This window comes from Indolivaga capnocytophagoides DSM 22835, from assembly GCF_000426485.1.
Classification (GTDB): Bacteria; Bacteroidota; Bacteroidia; order Bacteroidales; family Dysgonomonadaceae; genus Dysgonomonas_A; species Dysgonomonas_A capnocytophagoides.
In genome coordinates, this window is sequence record NZ_KE384529.1 from 624,418 (window position 1) to 650,087 (window position 25,670).

General features: G+C 38.7%; 22 protein-coding genes. 11 read left to right on the top strand and 11 right to left on the bottom strand.

The features are described from left to right. Nucleotides 1-110 precede the first annotated feature (110 nt). A complete protein-coding gene (locus K322_RS0115935; protein WP_026627767.1) occupies nucleotides 111-1,106 on the bottom strand; it encodes a tetratricopeptide repeat protein in 996 nt (331 codons plus the stop codon). Nucleotides 1,107-1,331: 225 nt separating this feature from the next. On the opposite strand from K322_RS0115935, the gene K322_RS20475 reads away from it, so the two are divergent. After that, nucleotides 1,332-1,790 (top strand): lysozyme inhibitor LprI family protein, encoded by a 459-nt coding sequence (locus K322_RS20475; RefSeq protein WP_026627768.1) that lies wholly within the window; start codon nucleotides 1,332-1,334, stop codon nucleotides 1,788-1,790. Nucleotides 1,791-2,037: 247 nt separating this feature from the next. On the opposite strand, the gene K322_RS19795 is transcribed toward K322_RS20475, so the two are convergent. Together K322_RS19795 and K322_RS0115950 are read right to left on the bottom strand one after the other, a co-directional pair. Then, a complete protein-coding gene (locus K322_RS19795) occupies nucleotides 2,038-2,283 on the bottom strand; it encodes a hypothetical protein (protein ID WP_035332275.1) in 246 nt (81 codons plus the stop codon). A gap of 127 nt (nucleotides 2,284-2,410) precedes the next feature. Beyond that, entirely contained in the window at nucleotides 2,411-2,695 is a 285-nt protein-coding gene (locus K322_RS0115950) for a hypothetical protein (protein ID WP_026627769.1), read from the bottom strand. Nucleotides 2,696-3,128: 433 nt separating this feature from the next. Between K322_RS0115950 and K322_RS19800 the strand changes: the two genes are divergently transcribed. Continuing rightward, the gene (locus tag K322_RS19800; RefSeq protein WP_185095092.1) at nucleotides 3,129-4,049 is read left to right on the top strand and encodes a hypothetical protein; all 921 of its coding nucleotides are present in this window, start codon (nucleotides 3,129-3,131) and stop codon (nucleotides 4,047-4,049) included. Nucleotides 4,050-4,145: 96 nt separating this feature from the next. Here K322_RS19800 and K322_RS0115960 read toward each other — a convergent pair whose 3' ends face one another. Next, nucleotides 4,146-4,868, bottom strand: a complete 723-nt coding sequence (locus K322_RS0115960; RefSeq protein WP_026627770.1) for a hypothetical protein — start codon at nucleotides 4,866-4,868, stop codon at nucleotides 4,146-4,148. A 367-nt stretch (nucleotides 4,869-5,235) separates the two neighbouring features. Here K322_RS0115960 and K322_RS0115965 point away from each other — a divergent pair, with 367 nt between their 5' ends. Next, nucleotides 5,236-5,607: a hypothetical protein gene (locus K322_RS0115965; protein ID WP_026627771.1), complete on the top strand. Its 372-nt coding sequence runs from the start codon at nucleotides 5,236-5,238 to the stop codon at nucleotides 5,605-5,607. A gap of 3 nt (nucleotides 5,608-5,610) precedes the next feature. Here the strand turns inward: K322_RS0115965 and K322_RS0115970 are convergent, their stop codons facing one another. Further along, nucleotides 5,611-6,288: a Crp/Fnr family transcriptional regulator gene (locus tag K322_RS0115970; protein ID WP_035332276.1), complete on the bottom strand. Its 678-nt coding sequence runs from the start codon at nucleotides 6,286-6,288 to the stop codon at nucleotides 5,611-5,613. A gap of 370 nt (nucleotides 6,289-6,658) precedes the next feature. Here K322_RS0115970 and K322_RS0115975 point away from each other — a divergent pair, with 370 nt between their 5' ends. After that, entirely contained in the window at nucleotides 6,659-7,078 is a 420-nt protein-coding gene (locus tag K322_RS0115975; RefSeq protein WP_026627773.1) for a PaaI family thioesterase, read from the top strand. A 32-nt stretch (nucleotides 7,079-7,110) separates the two neighbouring features. Here the strand turns inward: K322_RS0115975 and K322_RS0115980 are convergent, their stop codons facing one another. Then, the gene (locus K322_RS0115980) at nucleotides 7,111-7,965 is read right to left on the bottom strand and encodes an AraC family transcriptional regulator (RefSeq protein ID WP_051290867.1); all 855 of its coding nucleotides are present in this window, start codon (nucleotides 7,963-7,965) and stop codon (nucleotides 7,111-7,113) included. 119 nt (nucleotides 7,966-8,084) lie between these two features. On the opposite strand from K322_RS0115980, the gene K322_RS0115990 reads away from it, so the two are divergent. The 3 genes from K322_RS0115990 to K322_RS0116000 are packed head-to-tail and all read left to right on the top strand — an operon-like array spanning nucleotide 8,085 to nucleotide 10,378. Next, nucleotides 8,085-9,209, top strand: coding sequence for an acyltransferase family protein (locus tag K322_RS0115990; RefSeq protein WP_026627775.1), 1,125 nt, complete (start codon nucleotides 8,085-8,087; stop codon nucleotides 9,207-9,209). Nucleotides 9,210-9,219: 10 nt separating this feature from the next. Next, nucleotides 9,220-9,972, top strand: coding sequence for a class I SAM-dependent methyltransferase (locus K322_RS19805; RefSeq protein ID WP_051290869.1), 753 nt, complete (start codon nucleotides 9,220-9,222; stop codon nucleotides 9,970-9,972). Between the two features lie 16 nt (nucleotides 9,973-9,988). Then, entirely contained in the window at nucleotides 9,989-10,378 is a 390-nt protein-coding gene (locus tag K322_RS0116000; protein ID WP_026627776.1) for a VOC family protein, read from the top strand. A gap of 19 nt (nucleotides 10,379-10,397) precedes the next feature. Here the strand turns inward: K322_RS0116000 and K322_RS0116005 are convergent, their stop codons facing one another. Then, on the bottom strand, nucleotides 10,398-12,074 hold the full coding sequence (locus tag K322_RS0116005) for a putative transporter (protein WP_026627777.1): 1,677 nt from the start codon (nucleotides 12,072-12,074) through the stop codon (nucleotides 10,398-10,400). 601 nt (nucleotides 12,075-12,675) lie between these two features. Here K322_RS0116005 and K322_RS0116010 point away from each other — a divergent pair. Continuing rightward, nucleotides 12,676-13,932, top strand: a complete 1,257-nt coding sequence (locus K322_RS0116010) for a carboxypeptidase-like regulatory domain-containing protein (RefSeq protein WP_026627778.1) — start codon at nucleotides 12,676-12,678, stop codon at nucleotides 13,930-13,932. Between the two features lie 136 nt (nucleotides 13,933-14,068). On the opposite strand, the gene K322_RS0116015 is transcribed toward K322_RS0116010, so the two are convergent. The 3 genes from K322_RS0116015 to hcp form a co-directional block, all read right to left on the bottom strand. Next, nucleotides 14,069-14,872 (bottom strand): DUF4249 domain-containing protein, encoded by an 804-nt coding sequence (locus tag K322_RS0116015; RefSeq protein ID WP_026627779.1) that lies wholly within the window; start codon nucleotides 14,870-14,872, stop codon nucleotides 14,069-14,071. Between the two features lie 13 nt (nucleotides 14,873-14,885). Next, a complete protein-coding gene (locus K322_RS19810) occupies nucleotides 14,886-17,213 on the bottom strand; it encodes a TonB-dependent receptor (protein ID WP_051290872.1) in 2,328 nt (775 codons plus the stop codon). 247 nt (nucleotides 17,214-17,460) lie between these two features. Next, nucleotides 17,461-19,098, bottom strand: coding sequence for a hydroxylamine reductase (gene hcp / locus K322_RS0116025; protein ID WP_026627780.1), 1,638 nt, complete (start codon nucleotides 19,096-19,098; stop codon nucleotides 17,461-17,463). A 261-nt stretch (nucleotides 19,099-19,359) separates the two neighbouring features. Here hcp and K322_RS0116030 point away from each other — a divergent pair, with 261 nt between their 5' ends. Further along, on the top strand, nucleotides 19,360-20,685 hold the full coding sequence (locus K322_RS0116030) for a hypothetical protein (RefSeq protein WP_026627781.1): 1,326 nt from the start codon (nucleotides 19,360-19,362) through the stop codon (nucleotides 20,683-20,685). 71 nt (nucleotides 20,686-20,756) lie between these two features. Here K322_RS0116030 and K322_RS0116035 read toward each other — a convergent pair whose 3' ends face one another. Further along, entirely contained in the window at nucleotides 20,757-21,452 is a 696-nt protein-coding gene (locus K322_RS0116035; RefSeq protein ID WP_084158598.1) for a porin family protein, read from the bottom strand. 463 nt (nucleotides 21,453-21,915) lie between these two features. Here K322_RS0116035 and K322_RS0116040 point away from each other — a divergent pair, with 463 nt between their 5' ends. Together K322_RS0116040 and K322_RS0116045 are read left to right on the top strand one after the other, a co-directional pair. Continuing rightward, nucleotides 21,916-24,237, top strand: a complete 2,322-nt coding sequence (locus tag K322_RS0116040) for a TonB-dependent receptor (protein WP_026627783.1) — start codon at nucleotides 21,916-21,918, stop codon at nucleotides 24,235-24,237. Between the two features lie 165 nt (nucleotides 24,238-24,402). Next, a complete protein-coding gene (locus K322_RS0116045) occupies nucleotides 24,403-25,563 on the top strand; it encodes a PBSX family phage terminase large subunit (protein ID WP_026627784.1) in 1,161 nt (386 codons plus the stop codon). Nucleotides 25,564-25,670: the final 107 nt, after the last annotated feature.

Sequence of the window (25,670 nt, forward strand, 5' to 3'; positions counted from 1 at the left end):
GATGTTAGGTTTTAGTGATTAGTGAATAAAGTTTGTGATGCAATTTATGACGAAAGCACTTTGAAGTGATTCAAGGTGCTTTCGTTTTTTTATATAAAAGATGAAAAATTTCAATTTATCTTAGTCCGATCCATCTGCTCCTGTATCAGTATTGTGTTGGTATCATCCAATACCTTGCTTTTCTCAAGATCAGCAAGAGCTTTTTCTTCTTCACCATTAGCCAGGTAAGCCTGCCCTCTGCCATAATAATAAAGTGGTGATTCGGGCTGATTATCAATAGCTGTTGAGTAAGCATCTATTGCCTTATCGGTATGCTTCATCTCAAACAAAGCATTCCCCTTCAGAAAATGATAACGTGCTTCTTCGGGGTTTATCTCCAAAGCTTCTTCGCAATCTTCGAGTGCTTTATCAAACTCCTTCCGGTAAATATAGATCGTAGCACGCCCGTAAAACAATTCCGAGTCAAATGGTTCGAGATCAATAGCCGCATCATAGTCCGCCAGAGCCTCATCCCATTTATTGGTCTGAAGATAAGCCAATGCTCGTCCCGCTAGATTTACAGAACTATACGGATTTATATCTATCGCTTTACTGTAACAATCTATCGCCTCGTTATAAATACCCATTTGCAGATAAGCGGCGCCCATCTGACAAAAGAAATCGGCATTTTCGGGTTCTATGGCAATAGCCCGTTTATAATCCATTATGGCTTTCTGATATTCACCGTTATCTCTCCAAACATTACCACGTCCGAAGTATGAATAGGAATCATCTGCATTGGCAGCTACTGCACAGTCATAGTAAGCTATAGCTTTATCATACTGACCGAGAATACCTAAAACAAAACCACCGTTCTTATAAAACTTCAGCGCATCTTCGGCTGGGATATCCGCTTCGTGCGGCTCTGCTGCGAAAAACTCATCCGCCAATACCCGCAAGGCATCCTGCTGCTCTTCGGCAGTAGGCATCCACATAGCCTCTTGTACACGCATATCATATACCGAACTTTTTCTCTCAACGGGCTGCTCAGCAGGAATTGTATCATCTGTTTTCTTTGAAAAAAATGAAAAAAATTTGCCCAATCCCTCTTTATTATTGCTATTCATATCTTATTCTCTAAAATACTAGTTGCTCATTATCCATGTTTAACAAGCATAAACACTATATCAAAACAAAAATAAGTAAAACAGTTGATAATTTATCTATCTTTGACAATACTTTAAGGTCACAGACCTATTTATAACTTTGACAGGCATAATAATATTAGCTTGTTATAACTTAAAAATACTTCATTAAATCCTTTCATCAACATTTACTCAATGTAGCCGAATATGCAAAAAATTATTTTTCTTCTGATCTTTGGTTGTTTTTCGTGCCTCGTGCAGGCTCAGGATATTGAATTACAAGATCCTGTTAGTATCGAATTCCGTCAGGATACAATGATGATAGAACAGCAGGTTGCAAATATGCTGGATAAAGATTATTCTACTGCGGGAATGTTAAAAGCGGTAAGTTCTCTCGAACAAGGATACGACAAACTACTCAACAAATACTATCAGATGCTTTTAAACAAGCTAAAAGAAGAAGACCGCAACTCATTGATCGAAGCTCAACGCAACTGGATAAAATTCAGAGACAGCGAAAAAACTCTTATCCGTACCATATCTGCCGAAGGCTACACAGGCGGAGGTACCATGTGGGGACCTGTGGCTGCAAGTGCTGCCGCTGACCTGACCAAAGACCGCCTGATTGATATTTATCACTACCTCACATTCAGTATTGTTGAATAAGGTCTCAGATCTTTTCATTTTTGAGTGAACGAGTAGATAAGGCTATAAATACACACCAACTTGTTTTCTATCATATTATATATCATTAAATAAAAAAGGCTGCCCCATTTTTTATAAGGGAACAGCCTATCTGCTCGTTTTCGGATTCGCGAAAAACATCAAGGTCTCAGACCTTTTTATTTACTATGTAAGCATAACAGCAACAGTCTATTACAGCTAAGAGAAACACATCATTAAATACTTGCTGTTACTTAGTAACTGCTTTTTTCGATCTTCTTTTCTTTTCACTAACAGGCTGAACAGTTTCTGCCCTCTGCTCATCGAGCCATACACGCAAACTTTTCACTTTACGAATCAGACAGCTTGCACACGATTGAGGAGCTTCCGATTTATCGAATACCTCATTATATAAACCATAAATACGGCTCATACTATACCGATGGGTTTTATCGACATCGGCAATTAATGTTTTTACTTTTTCTTTTAATTCCATTTTTTATAATTTTAAGGTTTCAGACCTATTTATCGCTTTAGCAAGTGTAATAGTCTGAGTTTGTTATAACTTGAAAATACATCATTAATATTTTCATTCTCTTACTGATAATAAAAGGTGTGAGGTTTCAATCTTCTATTTTTGATTTTCCTTCAAAATACAATCCCAGAAAGACTACAAAAGAAAGAATCAATCCCATCAATCCGAATTGCAAGGATTTCAGCATAAAAGCAACTACCATATACATTATCCAAAGAAGATGAAATGTAAGACACGGACGACAATTGAATGGCTTACGCCCGAACCCCGACCAAATGCGGGTCAAAGCCCAACGGCTGTTTTCGGTAAATAGCCATCCAAAAAAGATTCCGATTACATTAATACATAAGACATAAAATAATGAATATTCCATAAGTCGATTTTATTGTATAGATAAAAAAGTATGAGCAATACCCTACTTATCTATTGCTTATTACGGCTTAAATACGTTATATTTACAGTCAATTAAGCTCTCAGACCTGTTTATTGATACAAATTGTCAGAAAAGAAGTTACAGAGACACACATCAAATGTATTTAAATAAAACAATATCAAATACTTACCAAAATACGACTATTTAACATTTTATTCATATTGATAACTTAAACACCTAAAGAAGCATAAACTGACGGCAAAGGTCTCAGACCTATTTATTACTTTGGTAAGTAAAACAGCCAAAGTCTGTTATAAACTAGAAGTATATCATTAATACTTGCTGTTACTTAATTGAATGCCGATTAAACCTTTTATATGCTTTCATGTTCTAATTAAGTATAAATTTAACAATGCACTAAAACATAACACATATGAAAAAGTTATTATTAATAATCGCCATAATAGCACTGCTAACATCTTGTGGCACATACTCATCTGTAGATAGTATGTCGCAGCTCAGATCGGGCATGAACAAAATGGAAGTAGAATATTACCTCGGACGTCCGATAGATGTACTGACAGTCAATTATACACAAAACGGAATACAGGAAGTACTTGCTTATCGTAACAATTATGATGAGGTATATGCTGTCGAATTCTGGGATAATTATCTTACCGGATACGAATATCTGTATGATGACCGCCCTTATATCGCACCCTCTCCGCCTATGATATTACCTCCGGCAGGACGCCCTATCATTGTTGCACCGGGACACGATCGACCATCACGTCCAAGCAGACCCTCGAGACCCAGCCGGCCAAGTAGACCAACCAGACCTACTGAACCCAGCAGACCGAGTGAACCTAGCAGACCCAGCCGTCCGAGTCGCCCCGATAACGACAATAACGGCAGACCCGGCAACAATAACAGGCCTAGTACCAGACCAAACAATGATAAGGATAATACAACTAACGGACGGACATCAGGCGGCAGGTACGGAAATCAGAATTCGACAAGGGATAAGTCGTCAGATGCATCGACCGATACCTCAAAAGACAGAGACAATAGCAACGGAAGACCATCTTCTAACCAAAACAGCAACAGCAGGCCTGCTACTAATAATAGCACCAGCAAGCCCAATAACAATAAAGATAATGCAACAAGCGGACGTACATCGGGGGGCAGATACGGAAATCAGAATTCAACAACGAATAGGACAACAACTACTACCACCAATACATCGAGTGATAATAGCAGCAGATCATCGAGCCGCAGCTCATCCGATTCTAAGACTACATCTTCGAGCAGAAATTCTTCGGATCAATCGGGAAGCAGACGTTCGAACCGATAAATCCTCTTGTCTTTCATAGACTTCAATATACGAAAATAGCCGTTCTGAATTATCAGAACGGCTATTTTCTTTACAGTCAATAATTGTTTGTTTTTCTTAACTCGTCTTCTGCCTGAACTTTGTCGAGCCTGTAGAGAAGAAATCCGAAAATCTCGACAACTGTTTTTTTAAGAATCTCATCAAAAAGTAGTATTTTATCCTCTGCCAGATCGGCAATAACTTTGTACCATCCCCATTTCCGGCAAAATCCCGTATAAGACGGAGGCATCGGCTTTGCTGTAGACCGACCTCTGAATAAAGGTTCGAAACGGTCTGAAATTGCTTTCTTTTCTGCAAAAAAAAAGCAAGCAAAGGCATAGCTTTATCCATTGTCAGATTTTTGAATATCTCTTTTCGGGTATCGCAGACCTTTGTGTCATAAACCTCTCCCAATGGGCGGCACAGAATAGATAACACATCGGACAAGCGTGATGGAGAATCCGAATCAAATACATTTTCGATATCCACCCATTCGGCGAGAGTAAGATCTTCCGTTCCCGAAATAACATAAATCTGCCCATCGCATTCCAGAGTATGTGACGGTAGACACTCGTAATTGTCAAATACAAAACGGACAATATCATACACTGTATCGAAAAAATGTGTCGGATTATCTAACAATATTTCGGAATCTACTCCGCAGATATCAGCCACAAGCTGCACTTGCTCAATGCGGTTACAAGGTTCGGCTGAGAACCATTTTTCATAATCTCTCAGTTTGATATCTCCCCAAGATTGCGGAACCGAAATGTGCTGTTCATCAAAAGCTAATGTTACCATAAATAATAATTGATTATTGATTTAATACTTATTTTATATGGTATAGATAAAATTTCGGGAAGATGATATTTTTATCCTGATCCGGTATTTATCTTTTGATTTAGGTCTCAGACCTATTTATTAACTTTGCTAGTACAGCAGATTATCACTTTTAAAAACCTTATTTATACGAATCAGCAGTTGAAAAAACGTTCTTTTTTAGTTTCTGAATTAAGACAAATTGCAGACTAAAAAGTGTATTTTCACGTTTTAGATAAAGAAGTAAGGTTTTATACCTATTTACTATCCATTCAAGGATAACAGCAATAGACAGTTATTACTCTAAAATACAACATTAAATACTTACTGCTACTAGAAACTCCGATATATGCAAAGCATTCGATTATACATATTCTTATTGATAGCCTTTCTTTTAGGGGCGTGTGGAAACACCAATGATCACGAAGATACTCGGAGAGAAAATATTGTGGCCGGCACATGGATAAGTTATTTCGAAAATACCGACAGTATGGTTATAGCCAGAGTATTTACCGACGATTATTACTCATACTTTACATATGCAGAAGGTAAAGCTCAGAACGAATTGAATAAAAGCCGCTACTATCTCGATGACCAACATATCTTCTTATCGAGTTATACTCAAACTTATAAATTAGAGGCAGATACACTTTGGATCACCAATAGCAAAGGCGACCAGACAACCAAATATATACGGGCAAGATTTATAGATGCTGAATAGGCGTCAGAAAGTAATCATCTGCACCAGCTTGTTTCGCTGTAAGATAGTGATGTGTTTGCGGTTAATTTCAATAAGACCTTCGTCCTGCATATTAGACAATTCGCGAGCCAATGACGGACGGGATACCCCGAAGTATTCGGCTAAAGCGATCTGAGTACGATCGAGTTCCACAACTTTTTTATCGGGTTTTGAGAGGTCAAGCAGATACATTGACAACTTTTGACGTATCGTACGGAATGACATCAGATGCAGCTTTTTAGACAACATAGAGGCATATACCGCTGATATATTGAGGAAATTGAGCAAAAGACGTTCATTCATCTGAAGCATTTTCAGCACCGATTTCTGAGGGATCACAAGAGCTTCCACCTCTTCCCGGGCAGTCACTTCCACTGGAAAACGGTTGTTAGGGCCAAATAAAAACAGTATCGCCAATGGATTCGGAGCATATATATCTTCAACCTTTACAACCTTACCTGAAGCATCGGACATTTCGGCTTTGACAAAACCTTTGGTCAATATGATGAGCCTGTTGCAAGGTTCGTCCTGCATAGCTAAAATGTCGCCTTTCGCAAATTTCTGTTCGTGATAAGGTATGGCATCGAGCATAAGCCTTATTTCCTGAGATTCTATGCCGGCAAATACAGGGCTGTTCTTTAATATATCCGGGTTTATATTCATAATAGGCGATCTGGTTAAGGTCACAGACCTATTTATTTGTTTGGTAAATATAATAACCTAAGCGTGTTATAGCTTAAAAATGTACCATTCAATACTTTCATTTACTTATTACAAATATAGCAAATGTTCTGTAATTGAGTCATAGAATTGCTTGGATTCCCATAGGGGTGTATTTTTCTTTTTGAAAAATATATTCTATTTTCGCCAAACAAAATAACAGTACAGTACGTTATATGAGCCTGTTGGAAACCCTTTATTATTAAGGAATCAACACCGCCAGATATATAGAAAGAATTTATGATATACCTTTGGTTTATAATTTGACAGCCAAACGGGTAAAATAGGTCTGAGACCGTAAGTCGCAGTAAATATGAGATTAGATAAAAATAATATTCGGGAGCGCATCAAAGATACAATGATGGATACCCTGAAAATGAGCTTTGTAGAAAACGACAAAAATACAATAGAAGTAATAATGCCCGTAGGACGTCACAACTGTCAAACAATGGACGTATTACATGGTGGGGCAACTATTGCACTGGCGGAAACCGCAGCCGGAGTAGGATCAAACCTTTTGTGTAAAGACGATGAAGGCTGTTTCGGTATCCAGATAAGCGCAAACCATATATCATCGGCAAAAATAGGCGAAGTAGTAAGGGCTGTCGGCACTCCTGTGCATATCGGCCGTTCGACACATGTATGGGATGTGGAGGTATTCTCGGACTCGGATAACCGCCTCATTTCAAAGATAAGTGTAACTAACTTCGTAGTACCTCACAGAAAAAAATAAGGCCAAGCACCTGTTTATTTATCTACTAATTATCAACTGTTTGCCCTTCGATATTCCGAAGGAGTCATCTCCTTTGCTTTCTTAAACACTCGGTTGTAATAGGGTACATCTCTGAACCCCGAAGCGATACATACTTCAGCAACAGATTTAGAGGTTTTCAGTAACATCTGGCACGATGCTTCTATCCTGTAATCGGTCAGAAACGTAAAGAAAGACTTACCCGTCATTTTCTTAAAGAAAACACAGAAAGCCGATTTTTCCATCCCTACGAAACGGGATGCTTCATCGAGTGTGATATTATGTTGATAATTATTCATCACATAGAGGTATATACTTTGTTTCCTCTTCATGTTTTTATCCTCTATAACCGGACGTCCGACAATGTAAACATTATCGGGCACAGCTATCAGGCATAATATACGGATAAGCGAAGATATTCTTTCGGCGGGAGTTTCTGTGATCATAGACATCATTGTGTTTTGGAGATCATACAACACTTGACCTTCGAAAGATACAGCATTATTGTTGTCCGATATTTTATCAACAGTATCCGAAAGAACCGGAAAGACATTGCACAGTTCAGCCAGCATACGACGGGAAAAAGTGATGGTAATATTTTCGATCTGGCCCCTATCGTCACAAATATCCTCATCAAAAGACCAGCAATGCGGAATATTGGGTGGTATAAGTATAATTTCGCCTTGAGAAAACGGCTCTATCATATCACCGATAACCCTGACACCTCTCCCCGTAATCACATACGATATTTCCCACGAATCCTGCTGATGCAGGTTTATCTGATTATCCCACGTAATATGCACATGATCGAAGAAGAAATAATCTCTGTTTTCTTCCACAGCAAGGGTGTATCTTATATTTTCACTCATAAATATATTTTATCCAAATATAAGACAATAAAAATAAAAGATAGAACAACCTCTGCATCAACCTTAGTCTTATATTTGCAATCAAAGATATTATAACTTTTTATCAATTCAATCATCAGATGAAACAATCTATAAGTTTAGCCGAATCCAAACCACACTACGAAATACTCGACGGACTACGCGGAGTTGCCGCTGTAGTAGTCGTTTTATTTCATGTGTTCGAAATTCACTCTCATGGCGACCACTCCGCTCAGATAATCAACCACGGATACCTTGCCGTCGATTTCTTCTTCCTGCTTTCGGGATACGTGATCGGATATGCATATGACGACCGCTGGAATAAAATGACATTGAAAGATTTTTTCAAACGTCGTATCATCCGTTTACAACCGATGATTATTATAGGTTCTATAATCGGAGCTTTGCTTTTTTATTTTCAGGATTCTCCCGCTATGGGCTGGAATATCAGCGAAGTACCTGTATGGAAAATGCTGTTGGTGATGCTTATCGGCTGCACCCTTATTCCGGTAAGTAAAGGTTTGGATATCAGAGGATGGAGTGAAATGCATCCGCTGAATGGCCCTGCATGGTCTCTTTTCTTCGAATATATAGCCAATATATTATATGCTTTGGTACTCCGTCACTTATCTAAAATCGTACTGGCAGTTTTGGTAGCTGTTGCAGCCGGATTTACCATTCAGTATGCACTGACCAATCCCAATGGGGATATTATAGGCGGATGGACAATAGACGATCCATTGCAATTGCGAATAGGTTTTACCCGTCTTGCATTTCCATTTCTCGCCGGATTGTTACTGGCTCGTATAGGAAAACTTCGATATACAAAAAACGCATTCATGGTTTGCGGTTTACTGCTTGTAGCCCTGCTTTCTGTTCCTCGTATAGGAGGGGCCGAAAGCATGTGGCTCAACGGTCTGTACGAATGCTTTTGCCTGATAGTTATGTTTCCTCTGATCGTGTGGCTCGGTGCAGGAGGTAAAATTGAAGGACGAAAAGCATCGAAAATATGCAAATTTCTGGGAGATATATCGTACCCTATCTACATAACCCATTATCCGCTGGTTTACGTATATATGGGATGGGTTGCCAATAACGGATATACTCTCGAAGAATCGTGGATCGAAGGCTCTCTGGTTGCTGTAGCTGCCATAGGTGTAGCTTATCTGTCGATGAGATTATATGATATTCCGGTAAGAGAATGGCTGCGTAAACGTTTTTTGTAAGCTCTTAAACATGAAAATATCCGATGAGCTGGCTATCGACTTCTACTTAAAAGCTGATAGCCTGTCTCCATACAGCTATCATACAACGATGAAAGCCCTCAGTTTTATCGAACGAATACCGAGGGCTCGTAAAATTGCGGATATCGGCTGCGGTACAGGCATTCAGACAGTAGCACTATATGAAGGGACACAGACCCGAATTGCCGCCATTGATTTCATTCCCGAATTTATAGAAACACTGCAATCCGAGCTTAAATATCAAAAACTAAATGAGTATATTTATCCTGTATTTTCATCGCCATATGATCTTCCATTCGAATATGGCGAACTGGATATTCTGTGGTCTGAGCGTACAGCTTCTGAAATAGGGTTTCAATACGCAGTAGAAGAATGGAGCAAATACCTGAGACCTGAGGGTTATATGGCTGTATGTGCATATTGCTGGCTGACTAAAAATAAGCCTGAAGAAATCTTGGATTATATGAATGAGATAAATCCTGATATTATCTCTATTGCCGAAAGAATAGATCAGATGCAGCAAGCCGGGTTTCTACCCGTAGCTCACTTTATAATGCCGGATGAATGCTGGTGGAATTACTTTTGTCCGTTGGAAGAAAATTTTGACAGCTTCCTGAAAAAGCATAAAAACAATGCTGATGCCTTGCAATTGGTTCGTAAAATAGATAAAGAAATAGACCTCTACGAAAAATACAGCGAACACTATGGGTATGTATTTTTTATAGGTAAGAAAGTATGCAACTGATAAATGATATAATAAAATGAAAATAGACCACCTTGCAATATGGGTAGAAAACCTTGAAATGATGAGGCAGTTTTACCTCACATATTTTGATACGGTTTGTGGCGAAAAGTATTTTAATCCGAAAAGGAATTATACTTCTTATTTTATTTCTTTCGGAGATAGCGGTTGTCGTATAGAACTCATGCTTCAACCAAATATCATTGAAAATAAAGAAGATAGAGGATTAATCAAGGGATTGGCTCATTTTTCGATCAATGTAGGCAGCAAAACGACCGTGGATAATCTGACAGAACGTCTTCGTGCAGATGGCTATATTATAAAAGGAGAACCACGCACTACAGGTGACGGATATTACGAAAGTGTAATTTTAGACCCCGAAGGCAATTACGTTGAAATCACCGATTAAAGGCCTGCAACCGGCTCTGTTACGCAAAAAACAGCAAAATTAATTGTGCGGTTATAATGCGGATAAACATAGTCATCGGATACACCGTTGCATAAGCAACAGCAGGCTCATCGCCCTCTACAGTTGTACTGGCATAATTGAGAGCCATCGGGTTTGCCATACTTCCGCAAAGCATCCCTGTGGTTTTGGGATAGCTCAACCCGAATATCTTCATAGCCATTATACCGACTATAAGTACAGGTATGACGGTCAGCGCAAAACCGATCCCCACCCAGATGAGTCCTTCGCCCTGAAATACGGTTTCGAAGAAATGCTCTCCCGAATCCAAGCCGAGACAAGCCAGATATACCACTATCCCTAATTGGCGCAACATCAGATTGGCACTTTGAGTCGTATAAGTAGTTATACGGAAACGAGGCCCGAATGCCCCCATGAGTATTCCCACAATAATAGGACCTCCTGCGATGCCTAATTTAACAGGAACGCTCACTCCCGGAATAGGAATAGGTATAGCTCCCAGAATCAATCCTAAAGCAATACCTATAAATATAGCGATAAGATTGGGATTCTTTAAGCGAGCCAACTCATTACCTAGTATTTTAGCCACATTATCAACCGAAACTTTCTCTCCTACAATGGTAATCTTATCACCTATCTGTAAGGCCAGATCGGGGGATGCCAAGAGGTCAATACCCGCACGGTCGACACGTGTTATATTGATTCCGTATAGATTACGGAGACGCAATGCTCCGAGTTTTACACCGTTAACTTTGCTTCGGGTTACGATTATACGTCTCGAAACGAGGTGGCTGTTATCGATATGATTCCAGTCTATGTCTTCTTTGTTCCAGTCTACTTCTTCCTGTTCACCAAAAAGGATTTTGATATTTTCCACGTCTGATTTCACAGAGATAATCAATATGTGGTCATTCAGTTCCAATGTAGATTCGGATGTAGGTATAGTTACTTTGCCATCACGCCAGATACGTGAAATTACAAATTTCTTAGGAGACAATCTCATTATTTCCTTGATGGTACGTGATGCTATTGCCGGATTGGTAACCATAAATTCACCGACATACGTGCTGTTGTCTTTCTTTTCCCTGCTGGTTCCATCGGGACTTTTAGGTACAAAACAGGCTCTCATAAACGCAATAGCCAATATAACGCCCACCACTCCCAACGGATAAGTAACGGCACACGCCAAAGCCATATCGGCAATGCCTTTGGCATTGGTTGGGTCTATCTGCCGCAATGTCTGCTGAGCTGCACCCAGTGCCGGTGTATTGGTTACGGCTCCCGATAATATCCCCATCATATTGGGCATCGAAATATGAGTGGTTGCCGCCAGAATTATGGCTGTAACCAAACCGATAACCACTACTGCTATCGATAGCATATTGAGTCTGAATCCTCCTTTTTTAAGCGAAGATAAAAATCCGGGGCCAACCTGAATACCTAAAGCATATACAAAAACAATAAGCCCGAAGTTTTGGGCAAAATAGAGCATGTCTCTGTTGAGATCGAGTTTGAAGTGCCCGACTATAATACCTGTGAAAAAGACGAAAGTAATCCCCAGCGAGATATTAAATATCTTGATTTTACCTAATTGCAATCCTATAGCAGAAATCGCAGAGATGAGAATGACCGTCTGTATCATCGACGGTTTGAAAATGGCATCTAATAACCAGTCCATAACGAGTTTTAAATTCGGCGCAAATTTATTACTATTAATTCTAATTCTAGCATTTTGCTAGTGAATCTTTTATCTGTTTATATTTTTTATGGATCGTTTTTGCATTTAAGGCCTCAGACCTTTCTATTAACTTTACAATAATAATAACAAGAGCTGGTTATCACTTTAAAATATGTCATTAAATACTTTCTAATATTTAATTAGAACGGAACAATACTATATATCTTCATGGTGATATATTTGGTGAATTATCCACGATGCTGGAATAAATAAAAGCTCAAATACTATACACAAATAGAATAAATATTTATATATTTACAAAACAATCAACTATTAAGGGTTGTTATATCATTAACCAATAAGCTATTACTCTGGACACTAATGAGGTCTCGGACCTATTTATTCTATTTTATGAGGCATTTCTCACGACTCGGCAAAGCCAAAATAAATTTTGCATATGCTTTTGCAGTTTGAAATGTTGACTTTGATAGCATAACAGCAAGAGTCTGTTGTCGCTTTAAAACAGATCATCAGATACTTTCTGTTATTTATAAAGCCTTAGTTTCGAGATAATATATACACCATCTAATACACATTTATTATGAAACCTTCAAGTTGTTTGTTTTTGAATGTTTTGTTGGCAGTATTCTTTCTCTCCTCTACGTTTCCTTTATCGGCACAGGACGATTCGGTCATTACCATCAGCGGAATTGTAAAAGATCAGAAATCGAAAAAGAAACTCGAATACGTAAATATATCAGTACAAGGGACTAACATCGGAACGGTAAGTAACAGTGACGGTGAATTTACTCTCAAAATACCAGTCCGATACAAATCGGACAACCTGCTGTTTACCCATCTCGGATATAATAATCACCTGCATCCTATCGGCGGTAAAAACATCGAAAATGAAACGTTTATGCTGACATCCGACAGTCAGGTTCTCGACGAAGTTGTTATCCGGTCGGGCGATCCTCTTGCAATAGTAAGGGAAGCCGTCAAAAAAATCGACCTGAATTATACTAACTCACCAACTATCTTATCGGGTTTTTACAGGGAAACCATACAAAAAGGAAAGAGATACATTGATATATCCGAAGCCGTGATGAACATATACAAAACATCATACAACCAGAATACGGATAACGACGGTGTACAAATATACAAAGGACGGAGGCTTTTAAGCCCAAAACCAAGTGACACGCTGAGTGTCAAATTGCAAGGAGGACCTAATCTGGCGATATACGGCGATATTGTAAAACAGCCTTATCCTTTGCTCGATGAGGAATCGCTTCCGCTTTACATGTTCAAGATGGAAGACCCTGTAACTATCAACGAACGCCCCCATTATACAATCAGGTTTACACCTCAGGCTATAGCCGAAATACCATTGTATACAGGCAATATATACATCGATCAGCAAAATCTGACCATATCACGTGTCGAATACAGCCTGAGTATGGATAACAGGGACAAGGTGACCCGCATCATCCTTAAGAAGAAACCACCGAAATTGCGTTTTAAACCAAACGAAGTCTCATTTGTCGTTACATACAAAACTTTGGAAGGTCGCAGCCGGATCAATTATATACGAAACCAGATAAGGTTCAACTGCGATTGGAAACGCCGTTTGTTCTCGACTTCCTATACCGTTATTTCGGAACTGGTAGTTACAGACAGTAAACCATTGGATATGAAAAAAGCTCCGAGTAAAGAATTTTTCAAACAAAACCAGACGTTATCGGATAAGATAAGTAATTTTTCGGATCAGAATTTCTGGGAAGCCTATAATATTATAGAACCGACCGAATCGCTCGAATCGGCGGTTGTAAAACTAAAAAAGCAATATAACGAATAAGCCTGAAGGCTTGTAGACTCTGTAATAGTAAATAGTAGAGAAAAAGGATGCCGGTCGATTTTTATCGTGGCATCCTTTTCTTTTCAAAAAGTCAAATATATATAAGTGTGAATGAAGAATTTGCTCTATGTCTATGTTAATCTTCCCAATCGGCTATTATCTCCTGCCTATCATACGAATAGGCACTGAAATAACCTAATGCACCTCCTGTAATATTACTTGTAGGATTATTATTAGAGTCGCTTATTCCGTCGAGAGTATAAAAATAAGTATATGCACCTTTATCAAGGCTTTGTAATTCTATTTTCAGTCTGTCTCCTTTTTTAATCTCCTCATCTACGAGTTTTTTTTCATCCGGAAAACATAAGTTAACATACTCTATACCATCGCTTCTGTCCATTGATATAGCTTCGTAAGCACAGGGAATGTATTTATCATTGACATATAATTTGGCTCTGTAATAATCATTGGTAGTTCCGACGGGATCTTTGAAGTGTACTCTCGGCAACCAATAATCAAGAACTTTAAAGTCAAACATACTCAGCGAATCGATCTTAACCACAGGGGGCATTTTAGATGTAGAAGTGTATGTCTGTTCATCATAAAGCACTGTGAGTTTATAGGTTCTGCCCTCAACCCCTTTCAGAGTTTTAGCAACATACCATCCTGTACTGTTTAATAATAACGTTTCGGTATTTCCTGCATCATCACTGATCTGTATACTGGCTCCTGTAATAGGTTCGTATACATTATTATCATTAAAATCCTTGGTTTTGGTAAGTTTTACTTTTGCAATAGAATCTTTAACCACCAATCCTTCGATAACCAATCGGGGTGTAACCGAATTAAGGTCTACATCTATTTCTTTTTCGCAAGATGTAAGTATTGCTGTCATTAATAATGCAATGACTATGAGCGGTATATTTATTATTTTTTTCATAATGTTTTACGATTTAGAATTTAAAATTCCATGAAACGGATGGCACAAAACGGAATAAGGCATACTGATAAGCTGTTGTCTTATCCGGATCATCGTCATTCGTTCTGAAATCAATCATATAAGCATTTTCACGTCCGTATGCATTATAAAGGCTGAATACCAGCTCGGATGAAAATTTTCGGGTCTGTTTCAGTTTGCATGTAGCACCTAAGTCGAGGCGATGGTATGCAGGTGCACGGTATCCGTTACGCTCAGCGTAATACATCACATCTTTACCGTCGATCTGGTATTTTCCGCTTGGATATGTCAGGGCATTACCGGTATAATAAATCCATGCTGCGGACAACGACCATTTTTTATTTAGGTCGTACATCCCTACTATCGATATATCGTGTGTCCGATCCTGATATGTATCGTACCAACGGTCGTCATTAATACCGTTTATCTGCTTTTCCGATTTGGATAATGTATAGCTGATCCATCCGGTCAAACGTCCCTTCTTCTTTTTCAATAGTAATTCTATACCATACGCACGTCCTTTACCTGCAAGTAATTCGGTTTCTATAACATTATATCCTTCAAAATCGGCATTATCCACAAAATCGAGCTGATTTTTAAGATGCTTGTAATAACCTTCCACACTAAATTCGTATGCATTGTCTTTGAAGTTGCGGAAATATCCTAATGAATACTGGTCTCCGATCTGAGGCTTTACATTATTCGAACTCATTGTCCAACGATCGTAAGGTGTACCTGTGGCAGAATATGTCAGCAAGTGCATATTTTGTGTGGTGCGGGCATAAGCAGCCTTTATAGAAGAAGATTTATCGAGCTTATAAGCCATTGACACACGAGGTTCTAGGTTTATATATGTCTTGACTACATCTTTCGATCCATACCATGTACTATCCGTTACATTACGGTTGTCATCAAGAGTATAATATTCTCCTTTACCCATAGCTGAAAAAGCCGATAAGCGTAGACCGTAAATCACTTCGAATTTATCGGACAGTTGTACCTGATTCGACAGATATGCAGCATTTTCGAGTGCATAACGGTTATACAGATTTATCTTAGTGGTACTTCTTGCCAGGTCACCCGGATTTAGACGGTGTCGGGTTGCCTGTACTCCAAATTTCCACGTATTGGTTGCGGAAGGAAGAAATACAAATTCCTGTTTGAAACCTAAGTCCATAATATCGGCCTCCGCATCCATATTCGTTCCGAAATCGGCATGCGCATTATATTGGTATTTATTGTATGTAAATGTTGTTGCCGAACTCCATTTATTGCTAAATACATCACTCCATTTCAGAGCAGTTATCTGGTTACCCCAGTCTGTATTAGCAGCATCTTTCAATACCATTTTATCTTTGCCGAAATAGGCAGAAAATGTAAGCTGATCTTTGTTTGAGAGCCAGATATTTGCTTTTGCATTCAAGTCATAAAAATACAGATAAGCATCTGTAGCTTCTTTTACTCCTGACATACGGGCAATGGCATCCGCATAGGTACGACGCGCTCCGACTATAAATGATGATTTACCTTTCTGAATAGGCCCTTCGAAACTCAGTTTAGATGAAATAAGCCCGATTCCGCCTGTCACACCTAACTTTTCAATATCTCCGTTACGTTGCTGTACATCAAGTATAGAAGCCAAACGCTCTCCATATTGTGCAGGTAATGCACCTTTATATAATACGGCATCGCGCACAACATCCGAATTGAATGTCGAAAAAAATCCCATCAAGTGCGAGGCATTATATAAGGCAACGTTATCGAGCAGAATAAGATTCTGATCAACAGAACCTCCTCTTACGAACATTCCGCTACTGCCATCACCTGTCGATTTTACACCGGGCATCAATTGCAGTGATTTTATAATATCACGTTCTCCCATCAGAACCGGCAGCTTATTTATCTCCTGAATATCAATACGCTCTACTCCGGTTTGAACAGCGGTAACATTTTCGTCTGCCTTACGGCTGCTGACAACTACCTCATTCAGGTTTACGGAGGAGGAAGACAATGATATATTCTTCTCCAGATTTTTATCTACGGTAATTTTTATTTCCTGCGTTTCATATCCGACATACGAAACCAACAGCGTATATTTGCCGGATTGTAATGTGATCGAGTAAGAACCGGAGACGTCTGAACTGGTCGCTTTCGAGGGAATTTCCTTTATCCCGATAGGAACACCGGCTAAAGTCTCTTTCGAATCCCGATCCATAATAATACCTTTAATTGTGAAACTCTCTTTCTTTTGGAGTACAGTAGCAAAAGAAATGCCCCAACCTATTAAAAGCAGAAGAATCGTTAGTGATAAAATACGTTTCATTTATGTGTTGTTTAATTATTTATGAATAGGTATAACCTAAACTTTCTTTATATGAAAAAAACGGGCTTTATTGTTGACGCAAATATATGAAACATCAAGTATACTTTTTTCGATATTGAGACGAAACACATCTTTATTGAGACGAAACAGTCATTTTAACAGGTAAAAGACAAAAGAAGATGTAGCGGCAGATAAACCACTACATCTTCTTTTAAGAAAAACACTTTAACCGGTCTCTCCTTCAAAATCAACCAGCCATAAATACTTCTATATCGTCTTCAACATTTGTAATACCTCCGATACCGAAATTTTCGACAAGCACTTTCGCTACATTCGCCGATAAGAATCCGGGAAGAGTTGGTCCGAGATGGATATTCTTCACACCCAGATGCAGTAAAGCCAGTAACACAATTACAGCTTTTTGTTCATACCATGCAATATTATAAACAATGGGCAGGTCGTTGATATCTTCGAGTCCGAATGCTTCTTTCAGTTTCAAAGCTATTACAGCCAGTGAATAACAGTCGTTACATTGTCCAGCATCCAAAACACGGGGTATGCCACCTATATCGCCAAGCGGCAATTTATTGTATCGGTATTTAGCACATCCGGCTGTAAGTATAACGGTTTCTTTAGGTAATGCCTGAGCAAAGTCGGTATAATACTGACGGCTTTTCATACGTCCGTCGCAACCACCCATCACAAAGAATTTCTTGATGGCTCCCGATTTTACGGCATCGATAATTTTATCGGCAAGAGCCAATACCTGAGCATGAGCAAACCCTCCGATAATAGTACCTTCTTCTATTTGGTGAGGAGCCTTGCATGTTTTAGCCATTGCTATGATTTCCGAAAAATCTTTAGGCTGTCCGTCTTTACGTTCGGCAATATGTTTTGCTCCGGTAAGTCCGGCGGCTCCCGTTGTAAATATTTTACCGACATATGATGCAGATTTAGACGGAGGAACTATACAGTTGGTTGTAAACAGAATAGGTCCGTTAAAATTTTCGAAATCGCTTTTTTGCTGCCACCATGCGCCTCCGTAGTTTCCTGCAAGATGTTTGTATTTTTTCAATTGAGGATAATAGTGAGCCGGCAACATTTCGCTGTGAGTATATACATCTACTCCTGTACCTTCGGTCTGAATAAGCAATTCTTCAATATCACGCAAGTCGTGTCCGCTGATAAGTATACCGGGATTTTTACCGACACCTATATTTACTGTAGATATTTCGGGATTTCCGAATCGACCTGTGTTAGCGGCATCGAGCAATGCCATAGCCTGTACTCCGTATTTACCGGTTTCGAGAGTAAGAGCAATAAGCTCATCAGTTGTAATATCTTCACGGGTAATTTCAGCTAAAGCGTGCTGCATGAATCTGTATAATTCATCGTCTGTTTTTTCGAGGTTATAAGCATGTTCGCCATATGCAGCCATTCCTTTCAGCCCGTAATGTATCAGTTCTTTGAGAGAACGCAGGTCTTCGTTTGGTTCGTGCAGAACACCTACAGTTTTGGCTTTGTCCATAAATTCGTCATCCGATCCGTTCCATGTCGCAGCATCCGGCAGATTAGATTTATCGTTCAGCTTTTCAAGCAAGCTATTACGAAGCTGTAATCCTTCTTTTACTTTAACTTTCAAAGCTTCAAAATCGAAATTTGCATTAGTGATGCTCATAAACATGGCATCTATAACAAACTTATCTGCTACGGGAGATGCCTTGCCTTCTTTTCGTAAACGGTCGTTAACAATAGCAACGCCCTTATTTACAAATAACAGCAGATCTTGAATATCCGATACTTCGGGAGTTTTTCCACATACTCCTATAACTTCACATCCTGTACCTTTGGAGGTTTCCTGACATTGATAACAAAACATGCTCATAATTATATTTTTAAATTATTGATAGTTTTTTAATTGATCACAATGCAAAGCTAGAGAATGTATAATAGCTAAAATGTATCATATGTTACACTCTGTAATTTCTCTTTCAAAAAAGCAGAACACTAAAAGACAAACGAATTTCTATATAGAATAATATTTTCATAGCAGAAAAACAACTAAATCTCTCTTTTCGGACAATTATATCAGGATATTATATACTTTTGAATCAAAACACATTTTAAACAAAAAAAAACGCGAACTATGAAGAAACTTTATGTAATGACAAGCTTATTACTAACTATCAGTATAAGTGGATTTGGTCAATACAACAATTACAAACTCGAAAACTACGTCAACCCGACTTATAAACGCAAGGCTTTGGATCTGGGCTTTAGTACAGCGGGTAATTTCCAAAAAACAACAACAAACGAAAGCAATAATTATGGTGGAAACCTTAGTGCTGATTATAAATCCATTGCAAATTCGGAAAAGATTCAAGAGCAAACCCAATTATCACTAATGGGGACAGCTTCTCATTCAAGCATAGACAACAGTAAAGCGACTAATGCTTTGACCTCTTTTTCGGTAGACAGGCAAGCTTTCCATTTTATGGATAACAAGTTGTTTTTCGAAATCTCACCTAATGGATACGTCAATTATAATTATGCTAAAACCAAGAGTACCCAAAATATTGACACCCCTCCATATTCTTACACAGCAGAAGATAAAACGAATAAATTCCAAGCTTTTGTTGCCATAAAACTCGGTATCGGTAAAGGACGTATCGAAAATGTTACAGATGCTCGTCAGGCAGTTTATATCCTCGAAGAATTAAGTAAGAAGGGCATTATAAAACAAACACTTACTGACGAAGAAGTGAATGCTTTTGCGGAACAAATATCTCTTGTAAAAAACAAGCGTAGCTTTGATCCTCGATTAGCATTAATAGACGAAATTTCAGTTATCGACTCATTTCTTGTAGCGAATAAATACATCGAAAAAGACAATTCAGCAATATACTTCACCTCACTTTACGACAAGTGGATGTATGGAGACCGAGATTTGAGAGAATCCGGCTCTTATTTCAAAGCTGGTATCAATCCGATGTACAATTATTCAGATTATCGTATTAATGGTAATTCTTCAAATTCGAACATATTTTCAGCCTCATTATATCTTGATTATCGTAACGAAAAGCCTCTAGACCTGAAATGGCAACGCTCTATTTACGCAGGCATTTCGAGTGGATATCAAAAAATCAGCTTTATGGATGATGGCTCTATCAATTCGTCTATCCAAGCATCATATGCACTGAGCTATTACATGAATACACGTACTTATGTGCAAGGTAAAGTAAGCCAATCTTTAACTTGGGACAGATATAGCGGTAACCCGAAACAAGATATTTTGTTCTCATATACTTACGTGGGTGTGAATGCTTATTATTACCTGTCTCCCCAATTACGGCTATTCGGATCGGTTGGTCTCGACTATCAATTCCAGCGTTACACACAGCATAATGATAACCTGCACGACAAGTACCCTCACACAACATTCAACTTCGGACTGACTTACGCTTTATTCTAATATGAATAGTAAATAATAAAGGCAGATTCTGAGAATCTGCCTTTTTATTTATATAAATTCTTGAAATCCGCTCAAAAAATACGGTATCCTATATTCAGAAATAAATTTCGATTATATACCTCATAAACACGGTCAATATTAACCATACCGAAATCGTATCCTAGATTAACCGAAACTTTCTTATATTCAGCGCCCAGCAATGCAGTTAATCCGGCATCCAGCCGTTTCCAATCGTCCTTACCAAAAACATCTTTCTTAGTTTTAACTACATTTTCCTTAGCATCAACCTCATCCATTGTAGCTTTTCCGCCGACACCATAAGCCAGATACGGACCTGCTGCAATATTGATCGACAGATTATCATTCAGATCAAATTTATATCCGGCATACACAGGCACTTGCAAATATATAGCATTAACCGAAACGCTCTGATTACCAACAATCCATCCGTTACTCATATCCATCATATAATAATCAATGATCTCGGCATTCCTGTTTTCGGCTTTGTATTTCGCTCCTTTCGACTCGAAAATCAATCCTGTCTGAAAAAACAAATCCGAAGGCAATACATATTCCGCATATATACCAAACTGATAACCGACCTTCATATCACTAGTCGTATTCTCATCCGAACCGACATATACATTCGACAAACCAGCTCCGGCTTTAAGCTGCAAAGCCCAATGTGGTTCTTTTTCCTGAGCGAAAAACACCATTGTACAACATAAATACATTATCGTACACAACCACAATCTATACTTCATCATTATTTTATTCTATTATGAGTTGTTTTTAAAGGCCTCAGACCTTTTTGCTTCTCCAAGTAGAACAACCATAGAAAGTTATCATCTTGAAATACATCATTAAATACTTTTAGTTATTCAACTTTAAGACGCAGTAACATATAATACGTTGCTTTTCTGTTTTTTTATTTTTTGCAAACTTACATAAAATGCACGATTTACAAGCTAACGGTATAAAAATATAGAATAAACTCAGCTAAATTGATTACAACTGTAAAAAAGACAAACACTAAAATGTAAAGATATTTTACATTACAAAAACAAACACAAAATACAACCATCTGTAAATAAGAAAATTACAAAACATGGCACAGCTTTAGCATATTTATTTATGACATAAGATGATTTGTGTTGTAACGTTTTTCGATCAAACACAGTCATATTGATAGTAACGAAAAGAAATAAAATAAACACATATACAGCCATTATGAAATGCAAATTAACTTTATTAGTTGTTTTAGGAATATTCTCAGGGTTATTAACCGCTCAGAATATTAAGCTATCGGGACGTGTTGTAGACAAATCAAATACTCAACCTATCGAATTCGCCAATATTTCATTACTGAAAGACGATTCGACATTTGTAGCAGGTATCTATTCTGATATAGATGGCCGCTTTTCATTCAACAATGCTGTGGGCGATTACCTTGTATCTATCTCTTATATGGGCTATCAGACATCATATACCCCCGTAAAGCATCTTACCGATAACAAAGATCTGGGAGATATCAATATCGAACCATCTTCGGTGATGCTCGACGGTGTAACCGTTACCGCTCAATCGGTAATAAACAAATCGGATCGTAAACTGATTACTCCTTCGGGTGAACAGGTAAAAACATCTGCCAACGGATTCGATTTACTAAAAAAGCTGCAACTGCCGCGTATCGAAGTAAACCCTCTGACAAACGCAATATCAACTACCGGAAACGGAGAAGTGCAACTTCGTATCAATGGAGTGAAGGTTACCAATGCCGATGTGCAATCATTAAAGCCCGAAGATATTATCCGTATAGAATTTCATGACGATCCGGGAGTTCGTTACGGAAATGCTGCCGCTGTAATAGACTACATTACCAGAAGAAGTATTTCAGGTGGAAATGTCAACGGCGATTTCATGAATAATCTGAGTGATGGACTTGGTTTCGCTGAAGATAACCTCTCGGCAAAATACAACAACAAAAAATCCGAATTTTCGGTAAACAGCTATTATTCGTATCGTAAAATAAACTGGGTGCAAGCCAATAACGAATCGTTTGTATTCCCCGATCATACAATAAACCGTGAAGAAATGGGAGACCCAACCTTATTTAAGGAAAGGAACTCAAACACATCACTCAATTACAGCCTGATGGATAAAGACAATTATTTTTTCAATGCTACATTCCGGTACAATTACAGTCACTCGCCCAATATGTACAGCGACCGTAACAGTAAACTTTTGACATCTGATAATAATATTCCTTTAATAATCAGCGATCACTCTACCGAAAAGACTAAATCGCCTGCACTGGATCTGTACTTTCAAAAAAATCTGAAAAACGAACAGCTGCTCATATTCAATGTGGTAGGAACATATATTGATGCTCATAATACACGTCTTTATCAGGAACACAGAGAAAAAAACGCTATAACTGACATCTATTCCGATATTTCGGGCAGCAAATATTCACTGATAGCCGAAGGTATTTACGAGCGTAAAATCGGAGACGGCAAACTTACATCGGGACTGAAACACATGCAGGTCTATTCAAATAACGAATACAAAGGCACAACCACTGCTGATGTATCAATGAAACAAGCCGAAACATATGCCTACAGCGAATATCAACTGAAAAAAGGAAAATTCACCTATATGGCTAACATTACCGCTGTAAGATTTTATTACAGCCAGGCTGCAAAGAGTCAGGAAAAATACAGCCTTCAGCCATCGGCACGTATAACATACAACCCGAACGACAACCTGTACTTCCGTTACAGATTCAATATGTGGAACAATACACCTTCTCTGTCAGACCTTAATAATGTAGAACAGGCTATCGATTCGTTACAGATACGGAGAGGAAACCCTTATCTGAAAACCGAACAAACATACAACCATACATTTACATCGGGTTATAACAAAGGCATCTTCGGTGTGGAGCTTTTCAGCAGATACAAATACAACAGTGATCCTATTATGGAATCGGTATTATTCGAAGACGGAGTATTTGTCCGCACAAACCAGAACCAAAGGTCTCACGAGCATTTGCAAGCCCAGATATCGTTCAAGCTGAAACCGCTGAAAGATCACCTGACCATCACTTTCGCTCCGGGTATCAATCACTATATAAGTAAAGGTCTCGATTATACACATAAATATACCAACCGATTCTTCAGATTAAGTGTCGACGGTTCGTATAAAAATTTTACCGGATCGTTCAACTATTATTCACCCTGGGATTATTTCTATGGCGAATCGCTCAACAATGGAGAACGGATACACATGGCAGGACTAGGTTACAGCAAACCCAAATGGTCGGTAATGATCGGAGCATTCAACCCGTTTGGCGGACATTATAAACGTGAAAATGAAAACTGGTCGGATCTGAATCCCGTAAAATCAAGAATATCAACCGGAAGCCTTACACGTATGTACACAATCAAATTCACATTCAACCTCGACTTCGGACGTAAGTTCAGCGGCGGCGATAAACGAATCAATAACAGCGATACTGATTCGGGCATCATGTCGGGAGCTAAAAAATAAATAATAAAGAAACACCTTTTCTTTCATGGATCAGGTCTCAGACCTGCTGTTATTTACTGTGTAAGATTACTTACAGGCTGACTAACAAATCCATCCGGCGGCAGCAAGATTTCCCTTACATCTTGTTGCCGCTTCTTTTTTTATCTATACTTAAAAAGTACAGATATGAAAGTAACAACAGTATTCAATCGTAACGTCACTGCTTACACCAAAGGCGTACGTGTTATCGTCAACAAAGGCTCGACCCGTTCGTCAAAGACTTGGAGCATACTGCAAGCTTTGTGTTTAATCGCAGAAGGTTCCTCTTCACCACTCCTCATTTCAGTCGTATCGGAATCTATGCCCCATCTCAAGAAAGGCTGTATCAGAGATTTTGAGACAATGCTCCGAACAGAAAAAAACTGGAAGCACGGAGCATGGAATGCTACCGACAAAGTATACCGGATAAATGATTCGGTGATCGAATTCTTTTCGGCTGATCAGCCCGGAAAAGTACACGGACCTTCCCGTGATATATTGTTCGTCAATGAATGTATCAATATTCCTTTCGAAACATACCGCCAGCTAGCCATCCGTACACGTAAAACTATTTTTATAGACTTTAATCCATCTTACGAATTTTGGGTAGATGACAAAGTTCTGACACGTCCCGAATCGCTGCTTATACATTCCACATACAAAGACAATGATTATCTGACACATGCCCAGCTTTCCGAAATAGAATCGAACAAAACCGACAATGAATGGTGGCAGGTATACGGACTCGGACAAACAGGATCGAAAATAGAATTGATCATGCAAAACTGGGAAATAACAGACCAATTGCCCGAAAATTACAAACAACGCTGGATAGGCATGGACTTCGGATTTACCAACGACCCCACAGCTATCATCGACATACGTTTGTCAGAAGGTATATTATGGATGCACGAACTGCTTTATGCAAAAAATTACGACAACATAATGATATGCAATCATCTCGAAGACCTGCAGGTTCCCCACTCCACTCCCATTATCGCAGATAGTGCAGAACCCAAGTCGATCAGCGAAATACGTAATCAAAAATGGACGATTGAGGCAGCAAAAAAAGGGCCGGACAGCATTCTGGCAGGATTATCTATACTCAACCGCTATCCGAAACGGATAACACAGAGCAGCACTAACCTTATCTCCGAATTTCGTAATTATCGCTGGCAAACAGACATTTCGGGCAATCCGCTTAATATTCCCTGCGACCGCTACAACCATGCCATAGATGCCATTCGGTATGTCGCACTGAACAAGCTGTCTCAGAAAAGTGGTTTCGACTATTTTGTAAACAAATAAAAACTGCACACAATAGCTCTATATGAGCAATCCATGGCATTCTATATATTTGATTTACAAGACTTAAAATCCGTTTGCATTTTTTAAGAAAATATTTTTGCTGATAT

Bases quoted from the DNA above. Each gene is read 5' to 3' on its own strand.
- K322_RS0115935 (WP_026627767.1), bottom strand. From the start codon at position 1,106: ATGAATAGCAATAATAAAGAGGGATTGGGCAAATTTTTTTCATTTTTT.
- K322_RS20475 (WP_026627768.1), top strand. From the start codon at position 1,332: ATGCAAAAAATTATTTTTCTTCTGATCTTTGGTTGTTTTTCGTGCCTC.
- K322_RS19795 (WP_035332275.1), bottom strand. From the start codon at position 2,283: ATGGAATTAAAAGAAAAAGTAAAAACATTAATTGCCGATGTCGATAAA.
- K322_RS0115950 (WP_026627769.1), bottom strand. From the start codon at position 2,695: ATGGAATATTCATTATTTTATGTCTTATGTATTAATGTAATCGGAATC.
- K322_RS19800 (WP_185095092.1), top strand. From the start codon at position 3,129: ATGAAAAAGTTATTATTAATAATCGCCATAATAGCACTGCTAACATCT.
- K322_RS0115960 (WP_026627770.1), bottom strand. From the start codon at position 4,868: ATGGTAACATTAGCTTTTGATGAACAGCACATTTCGGTTCCGCAATCT.
- K322_RS0115965 (WP_026627771.1), top strand. From the start codon at position 5,236: ATGCAAAGCATTCGATTATACATATTCTTATTGATAGCCTTTCTTTTA.
- K322_RS0115970 (WP_035332276.1), bottom strand. From the start codon at position 6,288: ATGAATATAAACCCGGATATATTAAAGAACAGCCCTGTATTTGCCGGC.
- K322_RS0115975 (WP_026627773.1), top strand. From the start codon at position 6,659: ATGAGATTAGATAAAAATAATATTCGGGAGCGCATCAAAGATACAATG.
- K322_RS0115980 (WP_051290867.1), bottom strand. From the start codon at position 7,965: ATGAGTGAAAATATAAGATACACCCTTGCTGTGGAAGAAAACAGAGAT.
- K322_RS0115990 (WP_026627775.1), top strand. From the start codon at position 8,085: ATGAAACAATCTATAAGTTTAGCCGAATCCAAACCACACTACGAAATA.
- K322_RS19805 (WP_051290869.1), top strand. From the start codon at position 9,220: ATGAAAATATCCGATGAGCTGGCTATCGACTTCTACTTAAAAGCTGAT.
- K322_RS0116000 (WP_026627776.1), top strand. From the start codon at position 9,989: ATGAAAATAGACCACCTTGCAATATGGGTAGAAAACCTTGAAATGATG.
- K322_RS0116005 (WP_026627777.1), bottom strand. From the start codon at position 12,074: ATGGACTGGTTATTAGATGCCATTTTCAAACCGTCGATGATACAGACG.
- K322_RS0116010 (WP_026627778.1), top strand. From the start codon at position 12,676: ATGAAACCTTCAAGTTGTTTGTTTTTGAATGTTTTGTTGGCAGTATTC.
- K322_RS0116015 (WP_026627779.1), bottom strand. From the start codon at position 14,872: ATGAAAAAAATAATAAATATACCGCTCATAGTCATTGCATTATTAATG.
- K322_RS19810 (WP_051290872.1), bottom strand. From the start codon at position 17,213: ATGAAACGTATTTTATCACTAACGATTCTTCTGCTTTTAATAGGTTGG.
- hcp (WP_026627780.1), bottom strand. From the start codon at position 19,098: ATGAGCATGTTTTGTTATCAATGTCAGGAAACCTCCAAAGGTACAGGA.
- K322_RS0116030 (WP_026627781.1), top strand. From the start codon at position 19,360: ATGAAGAAACTTTATGTAATGACAAGCTTATTACTAACTATCAGTATA.
- K322_RS0116035 (WP_084158598.1), bottom strand. From the start codon at position 21,452: ATGATGAAGTATAGATTGTGGTTGTGTACGATAATGTATTTATGTTGT.
- K322_RS0116040 (WP_026627783.1), top strand. From the start codon at position 21,916: ATGAAATGCAAATTAACTTTATTAGTTGTTTTAGGAATATTCTCAGGG.
- K322_RS0116045 (WP_026627784.1), top strand. From the start codon at position 24,403: ATGAAAGTAACAACAGTATTCAATCGTAACGTCACTGCTTACACCAAA.